The following is a 10824-nucleotide window of genomic DNA, read 5'->3' as shown; positions in this document are numbered from 1 at the left end:
CCCAAGATTTGTTACTTGTGAATTTCCAAATAATGCGCTTTCACCTATCGTTGTTAAGTTCCCAAGATTTGTTACTTGTGAATCTTCAAATACTGCGTTTCCACCTATTGTTGTTAAGTTCCCAAGATTTGTTACTTGTGAATTTTCAAATACTGCGTTTCCACCTATTGTTGTTAAGTTCCCAAGATTTGTTACTTGTGAATTTCCAAATAATGCGCTTTCACCTATCGTTGTTAAGTTCCCAAGATTTGTTACTTGTGAATTTTCAAAATATGCGTCTTCACCTATTGTTGTTAAGTTCCCAAAAATTATATGCAAATATTTTTGTTGATAATAATTCCTGACATTTTCTATAGAATTATTTTCCTTATCATATTTATAATATTTATTTGCTACATAATCAGATAGACTAATATCTATTGATTCTATTTTAGTAATTTTTCCATTGCTTACATTAAATAATACATTCCCATTGGTAGTTTCCATTGAAATTTTATCATTTGATAAAAAGGAAACTTTTTTAATTTCTCCAAAAACAAATTCATCATTATCACTTGCTATTTTTTTTGCTATTCCATTATTTTTTATTAAATACCCATCTATTATTTTTTCTGAATTTGTGTCAATAAATGTTGCATTACCATTTTCTATATAAAATGTTTGTCCATAATAAATACCGTTAACTTCTTCGTAATAATTGTAATAGTTGCCTTTTGAATCTTGCACTACCCCATCAGGTAATGCTATATTTTTATTTTTTGAATTTTTTAAATTAAAGTAATTATATAATGAATCTTCTAATCCGACTACTATTTTGTTTAAATCATTATTAAATGTAGCATCTGGATTTGAGCTGCCCTCTTGAATTGTGTGGTTATATCTGCTTATTATTTTTAAATATCCATTATTTTTATTTATTTGAATACTTAAAACACTTGTACTATATGGGTCTTCTCTATTATTTTTTAAATTTTTTAAATCATATGTTCCATCTTCTTTTTTTCTTCCTAATTTTTCTAAATATGTTTTCCATGATTCGCTTAAATTTTCTTGTGTTAATTCGTTTGGCTTAAGTGTCTTTTTCGCATCATCTTTTACAATAAATAAAACAATATTATTTTTTATTCTTCCTTTTACATCTCGGTAAGTGCATATAACGCTACCTCCTATATTATCATCCGTTCCGGGATAATAGCCCCTAAAAGACATTGCATCTTCTTCGTTATCTATTTTTCCAAGTTCATACCCTACCGAATTTAATAATTTTATTGGGTCTTGATTAATTTTTTCAATATTTTCTGATATACTGCCTAATTGTTTTATAAATTGTTCTTCTATTACATTAGCAAGATTTTGTAATATAAAAGGCATGCTTGATTTTACAGGAATTACTTTTTTAATATAATCAATAAGTTTTTCTTGATAGTCAAATGCTATTGGCATTTTTGCTCTAATAATTTTAGCAACAGTTTCGCCAAATGCCTTTTTATATAATTTTGTTTTATCTTCTAATGATAAAAAACCTTGTGCAGAAAAACTTGGGTATTTTGATAATTTAATATCATTTAATATTTTAAATTCTTTTCCTATTAATTTAAATAAATCATTAAATTTATTAATTACTTTTTTATTAGTCAGCTCTTTGCCCCCAAACAAATCTCCTAATACTTTATTTGCAAATGATTCAAATTTTTCATCTGGAGTTAATTTTCTTAAATTAAGTTTATCCGCTACTTTTTTAAGTAATTGAGTAAACCAATTTTTGAATTTAGTAAGCATATCTGAACTGAAATACCCTTCTCCCATTCTACCCAATATGGTGTTCATTGCTTCACTTTCTTTCTGCTTTTGGGTTAAACTTTTGTATGCTGGGTTGTCTTTAATTTCTTTAAGTGCTTTTGCAAATCCGCTTGATTTCTTAAAGAACTCCAATCCATTTTTCCAATCTTCCGGCATTAATCTTTCCCATAGGTGAGTAAATTCGTGAATAGGTGCTTCGGCAGACATAGCTTCTCTATTGAGATAAATAGTTCCGTCTGGAAGTGTTGCTCCATAAATTATCCCCCCCTTAGTTTTAATTTCTGTTGCGGCTTTTCCTTTTACATCATTTGCGTTGAATGTAATTTTTGCCTTTGGAAATGCCTTTTGAAGTTTTTCTACTAATTTGTCAAATGCCTTTTTTGATATTCTATTAGGCACTTTGCCGGTCATTAATTGCTCTTTTTCTTCATCTTTTCTGTTTGGGCTTTCAGTACCTTTTCCAGTTTCATCAGTACCTCTTTCGGCAACGCGCTCAATAACTTTTTTTCCTTTTTCATGTTCTGGTATTATGTTGTATATTAAATTGGTTATAATTCCTTCTTTTGTAGAATCTCCAAACATTAATTGTTGACCTACATCTTGATTGTAAGCGGATAAAAATTCCTTTAATTTATTAGGAGAATTTAAGTCAAGAAGTAACGCCAATGCCATTTCGGATAATGTCCATTGGTTTTCATCAAATATGTCAAATGCTACAAGAAAATCTAAAACAGACGATTTCAATACTTTTGCCTTTTTCAATATAGCTATAGCACCTGTAATGTCTGGAATTAATGAATTTCCCCCTTTTGTAGAATTTAACATTAACCCAACAATGTTTTTCAATATGGCATTTTTAATATTGCCCATTGATAAAGACATAAGTGTTTCTATGGCATTTTCATCTAAACTTGCTCCTAATACAACCCTTTCAAGTAAAGCAACTCCTTCTGGTGTAGCTGTTCCGTTGTCGGAGTATTTAGGTATTTCTATTGCTTGAATAACTCCATCTTGTACCAATATATCCAATGCTCTTTTAAACATTTTTTTGTCAGAAGTAACATCGCTTGGAACTTCCGCTTCTTCGTATAATTTAGATAATTCTCTTCTTGCTTTATCGGATATAGTTTTTGAAATAGCTATTGCAAATGCACCGGGTGTTTCTTCCTTTTTTTCTTCTGCATTAAACATCTTCCATACTTTAGTAGTAAATGGAAGATTTTCTTCTACTTCAAATACCAATGTAGGGTTTTCCATAGATTCTACTTGTTCTTCGGTAAAACCATACATTTCTGCTTGTTCCTTTAATTGATTTAGGTACTCTTTATCGGTATTGTTTTTTGCTGCTAATTGACGGCTCATTGTTCTATTGTTGCCGTTATAAACGATACCTTCTTTCGAAACCCAGGGGGTATTTTCTACTGCTCTACCATCCAAGTTTTGAGCAAAGCCAATTACTGCTGTTTTATCTGCTTCATTTTTTTCGTAATCTCTGTCATTTATTGTTTTTCCGCTTTCGTTTTGAGGGAATGCTTCATTTTTACTAAATGATATTGGATTGTGGCTTGGAACTAATTGAGCAGCAGGAACAAGTTTGTATGTTCCTTTAATCTTTTGCCCTGTGGGTGTTCTTTTGGTTATTGTTCTTCCTTTAATATGGTCTTTTCCAGCAGCATATTTTTTATTGCCTACCCTTCTTCCTTTCAGGTCTTTTGGTAATCTGCCTGATTCTTCATCCAAAAAGTCATTGACAGCTTTTACTAATTCGGGGTTGCTTTTATCTCTCTTTGCTTCGTTATATGCTTCGGATACTATTTGAAATGCACTTTTCTTTTTATCATAAAACTTTTTAGGTACAAGTTTGCCTATTCCTTTACTTTCATCTGTTTTAAATAGTCCTTTTGCTTTTAATTTAGATGCTGTTTCTTCTACTTCTTTTTTTTGCTTTTCCTCTATTTCAAGTTCTTCTTTTGTTTTTGTTTCGGTAGGTTGTGTTTGTTCTTTAGATAATAACGATTCTACTGCTTTTAAAGACGAACTTCCACCTTTTGTTCTTATAGTTAAAAAATCATTTTCGCCTTGTATATTTCTTTCTGCTTTGCCATGTTCAATTCCTAATTGTGTCAATATTTCAGACATCAGATTTTCATCAAAATATTGACCTTTATTTTTTGATTGAACAAAATCAGTAGCACCTAATAGCCCTACTAATTTTTCATCTTTATAAACTTTATAAAAACCTTCACTCGTATTATCGGGTTCAATAGATACGCCATTTTCTAAATATCTTAATGCAGGTGATATTTGTTTTTCATTTGGTTTAACTTCTTGCGCTGGTACAGCATTTCCATTAAGTCTATCATACACTTCTTTTAATTCCAATGCTTCTTGTGGTAATGCTTGTTCTTCTATTTGATTACCTTCTTGGTCAGTAAAAGTTAACATTCCATATTGGTCTAATGGAAATACTCCAACTTCTGCTAAATCTACTTGTAAGTCAATAATTTTATTTGATAGTTCTTCGTTCTCTTGTTGTGGAATTTTAGAGTTTATATCTTGCACTTCCTTGTTTACACTATCATCTGTTGATGTAATGTTTATGGTGTTTCCAACCTCTTTTTTTGTACTTGACAATACTGATTTAGGGTCTCCTAACAATGTAATTTTACCACCAGAAGTAAATTCAACAGTAGTTGCTTTTACCTTACCTAATGCAGCTTGTTCTAATTCTTTATTAAGTGATTCAATTTCTTTTTGATATGCAGATATAAGTTCTGGATTTGATGTTTTAGTAAGATTCTCTCTTAATCCATCTCTTTCCGCAAGAAGTGCCAAATACCCCTCTACTTGAGTATCATTAAGACCTACGGCTTTTAATTCAGTTATTGTACTTGCTACTTTAGCCAAATTTTCTTTTCCTAACAATAATTGTTCTTCTGTAATTTGACCATTTAATTGCTGCAATTCTAACATAGCAAATGCAGCATTTGTACCTTTTGAGTTTAATAGGTTGTATATGTAGTTCTTTCCTAATTCATTTTGATTCCCTAAAGCAGAACCTAATTTACCTAATGCGGCAAAGCTTCCACCTTGTAATAGAGTAGTTATAGCCGTTTCTAAAGCAATATTAGGTGCTTTTTGGCTCATAAAATCTTTAAACCCTAATGCATCTTTGGTATCTAATTGTTGAGAATAACCTTGTATTAATTCTTGAGTAACCTCAACGGGAACCTCTGCTACAACATTTGCTAAAACATTACCCTTTTTCAGCCCGGTATATTTTAGAAACATTGAACTTTCTAAATAATACAACGGGATTGTAGGCAAACTTCTATACCAATATCTTGCAGTTGCTTGTTGTGCTTTTACAGGGTCTCCTGTTTCTGATAATATTTGCTCGTAAACATCTCCACCATTTTGTAATTGCTCATCAACAAACCCTACCATTCCACCTATTGTTGGGTTTTTTGTCAATGCAGTAACAACCATAGAGGGAAGCTGATAACCTACTTGTTTCCCCAATCTTGTCAAGTAAGTTGTAGGGTTAAACATATTACCCTTAAAATCCAAATCTACTGTTTCTGCTATTTCTGCACCTGACTTAAATGAATACAAAAAATCTGAAAGAGAACCACCTAATCCTATTCCAACAAGACCAGAACCTCTATTTGAAATACCAGAAAGCAATCCACTTAAAAGAGATTTTCCGAATATACCTGTATAGCCAATTAATTTTTCTTCTTTTTGCTGAATTATTTTTTTGGCTTCTAAATCTCCTTTAACAACATTTGAATATGCCTTTTGGTATGTATCGTTTAAGTATTTTACTTCACTTTCTGGAAGTTGTGCTTTTTGTATTTCTGAATTGAATTGATTTACAAGTTCATCTCTTGTTCTTTTTACTCTATTGTTAATCTTTGCAGCAATACCTTTCATTTCGGTATAATACTGATTAACAATACCATTTAATTCTTCTTCATTTCCGTTTATTTGTGCTGCAGCAATTAATGGTTTGTATCTTTCGGTTGCTTCTAATTCTGTTTTTTTGTATTCAGTACTTGCAAGTGTTTCTGCTTGTTTTATTTTTTGAGCAGTAACTAATTGTTTTTGTATTAATGAATTTTCTATTTTTTTTCTTTCGGTTGGCTGAACATTAAGCCAAAAAGAAAGTCCTTTTTCTTTTTTTACTATCTTTTCGTATTCTTTTTTTACATTTGGCTCTATGATAGCAAACCTTTCTTGATTTTCAAGCTGCCCTCTAATAACTTCTGAAACATAATCACCACCTCCAAGTTGTGATGATAATTGCCTTGATAACTGTGATATTTTGCCATAGTCAGGTACACCATTTTTATTTAGTTTACCAGAATATTGAGATACGGTTTCCTTAATTGTAGGCAATAAACTCTTTGCATAATTGTTTGATTCTTCTTCGTATTTTTTGTATTCTACTTCTGCATTTTGCCTTATATTTTCCCTTTTTTCAATGTCTTTGCCTATAGCACCATAAGATTCAGCCATTTTATCTGGCGAAAACATATTTAAAATGGCAGCTACGGGGTTCCCTGCAACACGAGGTTCTGCTGCTGCTTTTGTGGGAGAATTTGCCCAATTATATGCAGTAGCCTTTCTGCTTAATGATTGTTCGTATTTTTGAAAATCACTTAATTCTGGATTAAATATTGAAGTATCTTTTTCAAGCTGCTTATAACCTTGCTCTTTGTATTGAGAAAAAGAAGGTGTAGCCGAAGATGGTGAAGGTGCTTGTAAAGGAGAAACTTTTTTTTTAAAAGATTCTTCAAATGTTTTATAATCCCCTATCTCGTATAAGGGCGCAGCCTCTTCCCAAAAACCTTTTCTAAAATTGCTATCGGAATATATATTTTTTTTAAAAGCATCAAAATTCCCCAACTCGTGTGTTGCAGACATTGATTCCCATAAAGCCTTTAATTGTTTTTCATCCATTTTTTACTTTTTTTTAATTACCCATTTATTTGTAACAGGGTCAAAGATTTTTTTTCCCATTGCTGGTTCTGGCTTTGGCTTTGCCGGTTCTGGATTAGTTTTTGGAAGCTCACCCTTCACTCCTGATTGACCTATCAAAGCACCGCTTAAATCTATTTTATACTTTTCGAAAGGTATTTGTTTTACATCAGTTATAGCGCCCGCTCTGTTCATATCAAATCGCCATAGTGTTTTATCTGAATCTTGATACACATACTCCGGCACATCATCACCAAATAATTTAATATATTTCTCTGGCAAATAATTAGTTACATCTTTCAATCCTTTTGCATTTACACCTGCTGCTTTTAGTTTGTTTTCCATTTCGGGGGAAACATTAGGCGACTTGATATATATGTTTGTTATTAAAGGTTCTATTTCTGTATCACTTACTCCACCAGGTGGTCTTGAACCCGTTGTTGCTTGATATAAATTAATTCTTGCTTCTTGAGTATATCCTCCTACTTTTTCTTCTTCTTTTCTTGGAGAAAACATTAAAGTAGTCCCTATTGCTATATCATTTAAATTAGCAGCATCTCTTTTGTAATAATTTTTAAATACGGTATTTATTTTATCGTATTCGCTTTTATCTTGAGAAGCTTTAATTACATACTTTGAAAAGCCATCTTTTACTCTTATTCCATTTTGCAAATTTGCTTTTGCGATTAACTCAATAGTAGGCAAGTTTTTTTCATCAAATTCGGTTACTTCAATATTTAACTCCTTATTCCCCCTTTTTGTTGGCGTAACTCTTTTTCTCATATAGTTCTTGCCATCTTTTCCAAAGACACTTTCCGAATATGTTACTGGGTCAAATGGCTTTGAAGCATTAAACCTTGACATATCAAATGGTTGGTATGTTGGGTCTAATACTCTTTTTTGCGATTGATTAAACTCTTGAAACACATCTTCATCAACTACCATTCCATTTTTTTGAGCATCTTGGGAAGCTTTTTGAAATGCTTTTGTAATTGCTGCGCTTTCTTTTGATTTGGCAACAAGTGATAATTGATTTTTATTATAAGCAGAGAATTGACTATATGCTCTACCTCCATCAAGCATTGGATTCTGTATTGCCTTTTTGTTTTGGAAGTAAAATTGTTTTGCTTCTTGGGATAATTTAGTCAAATCATCAATATCAACATTTCGCATACCTGCTGGATTGATATTTTTATCATACTCCATGAAGTATCTGTCAAGTGCATCTTGTCTTGCTCTTTCTTTGTTTTGTAAATCAACGTATAAAGCCGTTGGCTTACTTGATATATCAACAACAACTCCCTTTCTGTATGGATTCATTCCCAATAACCCTGTAGCTGCCATTTTATGCTATATTTTGATTGTCAGTCATTCTATTTGATGCCAACATATTGTGTAATTCAATAACGTCTTTTGCTTTGAAATTATTAAATATTCTTTGAATAAATTTGTTTTCTTTCATTCCTTTCACTTTCAAAAGTTCTAATAATTTATTACCATTAATATTTTCACCGTAATTTTTTGTTATCTTATTTTGATAAAGTGCTTGTCTTAGTAATTCAATATCTGCTTTATTTTCGTATGGGGCTATGTCGTGTTCGTTAAATCTATTTATTTCAACATCTTTATATGGTATTTTATACTTTGATGTTATTTTATTTAGTTTAATATTTCTTTTTTGTATTTCTTGTTCTTCTGCTGGAGTTAATTTTATGGCTACTCCTGTTCTTCCGGGTCTTGCCCCTAAAAAATGACCAAATTCGTGTCCCATATCTAATCTATCAGCATCTATTTCTAAACTAACTTGATTTCTTGACAAATCTGATTGGGTTCTTGGTTGATTATATAATATATTTATTCCTTGTAACGACTGCAATGCTTGTTGTTGTCTAATTGTAGCATTGCCAAATTTAGAAGCCCTCATTGTGTACAATGGAGATGAAATATATTCTCTTTGACTTTTAATTACTTCATCTGCCATTCTTTTCTGCTTACTTATTATGCTTTCTTCTTCTGCTTTTATTTTGGCTCTTTCGCTTATGTATTGTGTTGTTTGAGGAAATTGATTTTTTGTTTTTTGATTTATTAATTCTTTTTCTGGATATACATTGACAGGGTAAACCTTTATAGGTTCTTTGCTTTGAGGTGCTTTTTTACCACTTCGCATACTTTCTTTCAAAATAGCGTATTGGCTTTTTGTAGTAGTAGTATCCTTATTTGGTGTTTCTTTTTTCATTAAAAAGGCATTACAAATGGTTTTTTCTTAAATTTTTGCAACACCCCATAACCGGCTGGCATTGTTTGTAAAGGCAAAGGTTTTGCATTAGGATTCATAGACGTTGGCGCTGAACCTATTTTTACATTTCTTGTAACTGCTTGTATAGGAGACGTATCTAAATTTTTGTTTGAAAAATTAATTCCTTGACCTTGCGCTTCATTTCCAATTCCTGACATTCCAATAGATGCAGCATTTGACAAAGCATTTCCTATCATTTGAATGCCTGCATTTTTTCTTTCATTTGCTGCTTGTGTTTTCATTTGCTGCAAACCAAACTTTCGGTTGTATGGTGTCATTTGGTTTATATCAAATTGAGTTAATTTATCTTGTGCAAGACTTCTTCCTGCTTGTCCAAGCATACCAAAATCTTGCCTTCTTTCTGCTTCCGCTTGTGCCACAAGTTGATTTGCTTGATTAGCCCCAACACTTGCTAATCTACCTGCTCCTGCAAGTGCTGAATTTCTTTGAGTAAGTGCGCCTAAAGCATTTGCTTGACTTCTTTCTGCCAAGTTTCTGCCCATTATAAATTTTGCACTTTGATATGGACTTTGTTGGTATCTTCTTAATGCTTCATTGTAAAAACCTTCTAATTCTCTACTACCAGAATAAGTAGGTGATTGACCTGCCATTCTTTCAAGTTCTCTTTCGTTTCTTTTTGCTCCTGACGTAAGCGATTGAACGCCACCCATAATCCCTTGCAAAGCACTTGCCCCTAATCCTATTTTGGCAAGTAATGGTAAAGCTAATAATGGTGCTGGCATACTATCTATTATTTAATGGTGAGTTTATGAATTTAACTGATGCAATATTCAAATATACAAAATTGGGGGAATTTGCTCTAAACTTAATAACAATGTAAACTCCTTTTAATTGTGAGCCGTCTGTTAAACCTCCAATACTGTTTTGGTCTCTTAAAAATGAAGCGTGGTATTCGGATTCTATTTGCTCAAAATCTGCAGGAATTAATTGAGATTGCTGCTTTAGTCCTAATGTTCCTTCGCTGTCTAATTGTGTTGATATTTCCGGGCAATCCCACAACGTATTTCCGTTTTGCATTACGGATATCCAAGTCTTTTTATTTGTTAAATCTTGACCAAAAACCCCTGTAATACTTGATTCGTATTGAACTCCGTAATAGTTGCTATAAGGGGCTTGTTTTGTATGCCGCCATAATTGACCATTTTTGAATGAAAAATAAGAAGCATTTAACTGACCCATCATTTCGGGATAAAATGTAGCAAATGATTCAAAGGCATTATTATCCTCATCAAATATCATTGTCGCTGCTGGTTGATTGAATATTATTGCCATAATTTAATTTTTAAGAAGTACATCTTACCCCTGCTGTTAAATCTGTTCCAGAATAAGTAAATGGTGTTCCTATTTTAGCACATACAGATTGTCCGTTTGTCAATGTTACATTGTAATACCAAGTTCCGTCACAAGCTTGATATTCGCCTACCCAATTTAATCCAGAATCATTTGTGTATGTTGAACAAGCAAGTTCTGTTGTGGTAGTAGTGGTGGTAGTTGTTGATGTTGTGGTAGTAGAAGTAGTTGTGGTACTTGTAGTCGAAGTACTTGTAGTAGTCGTACTTGTAGTTGTAGTTGTAGTTGTAGTCGTAGGAGGTACAGAGCAAGGACAAGGAAGCTGCGAAAATGCGCTTGTTAATGTAACGGCTATATCTGGAGTAGATGTAGATGTTATCTTATACCAAGTAATATAATCTAATGTATAATAAGCCCCAATAATAACTCCTGTT

At 32.2% G+C, this 10824-nt stretch carries 6 protein-coding genes; all 6 read right to left on the bottom strand.

The annotated features are described in order from the left end of the window. Positions 1 to 6765, bottom strand: a 6765-nt coding sequence (locus IM475_RS07020; RefSeq protein WP_287727117.1) for a hypothetical protein, incomplete at its 3' end; no start/stop codon positions are given. A 3-nt stretch (positions 6766 to 6768) separates the two neighbouring features. Then, on the bottom strand, positions 6769 to 8127 hold the full coding sequence (locus IM475_RS07015) for a hypothetical protein (RefSeq protein ID WP_287727116.1): 1359 nt from the start codon (positions 8125 to 8127) through the stop codon (positions 6769 to 6771). Between the two features lies 1 nt (position 8128). Continuing rightward, positions 8129 to 9019 carry a hypothetical protein gene (locus tag IM475_RS07010; RefSeq protein ID WP_287727115.1) on the bottom strand — a complete coding sequence of 297 codons (891 nt, stop codon included), beginning with the start codon at positions 9017 to 9019 and terminating at the stop codon, positions 8129 to 8131. Continuing rightward, complete coding sequence (locus tag IM475_RS07005; RefSeq protein ID WP_287727114.1) at positions 9019 to 9822, bottom strand: hypothetical protein; 804 nt, start codon at positions 9820 to 9822, stop codon at positions 9019 to 9021. Before IM475_RS07005 ends, IM475_RS07010 begins: the two co-directional genes overlap by 1 nt. 1 nt (position 9823) lies before the next feature. Then, entirely contained in the window at positions 9824 to 10372 is a 549-nt protein-coding gene (locus IM475_RS07000; protein ID WP_287727113.1) for a hypothetical protein, read from the bottom strand. 10 nt (positions 10373 to 10382) lie between these two features. Beyond that, positions 10383 to 10824, bottom strand: a 442-nt coding sequence (locus IM475_RS06995; RefSeq protein WP_287727112.1) for a hypothetical protein, incomplete at its 5' end; no start/stop codon positions are given.

The organism is Microcystis sp. M061S2, from assembly GCF_020245605.1.
GTDB lineage: Bacteria > Cyanobacteriota > Cyanobacteriia > Cyanobacteriales > Microcystaceae > Microcystis.
This window is presented reverse-complemented; position numbering and strand designations above follow the sequence as displayed.

What these genes read in the sequence shown, in the direction of transcription:
- IM475_RS07005 (WP_287727114.1), bottom strand. Translation starts at nt 9,822, where the DNA reads ATGCCAGCACCATTATTAGCTTTACCATTACTTGCCAAAATAGGATTA.
- IM475_RS07015 (WP_287727116.1), bottom strand. Translation starts at nt 8,127, where the DNA reads ATGGCAGCTACAGGGTTATTGGGAATGAATCCATACAGAAAGGGAGTT.
- IM475_RS07000 (WP_287727113.1), bottom strand. Translation starts at nt 10,372, where the DNA reads ATGGCAATAATATTCAATCAACCAGCAGCGACAATGATATTTGATGAG.
- IM475_RS07010 (WP_287727115.1), bottom strand. Translation starts at nt 9,019, where the DNA reads ATGAAAAAAGAAACACCAAATAAGGATACTACTACTACAAAAAGCCAA.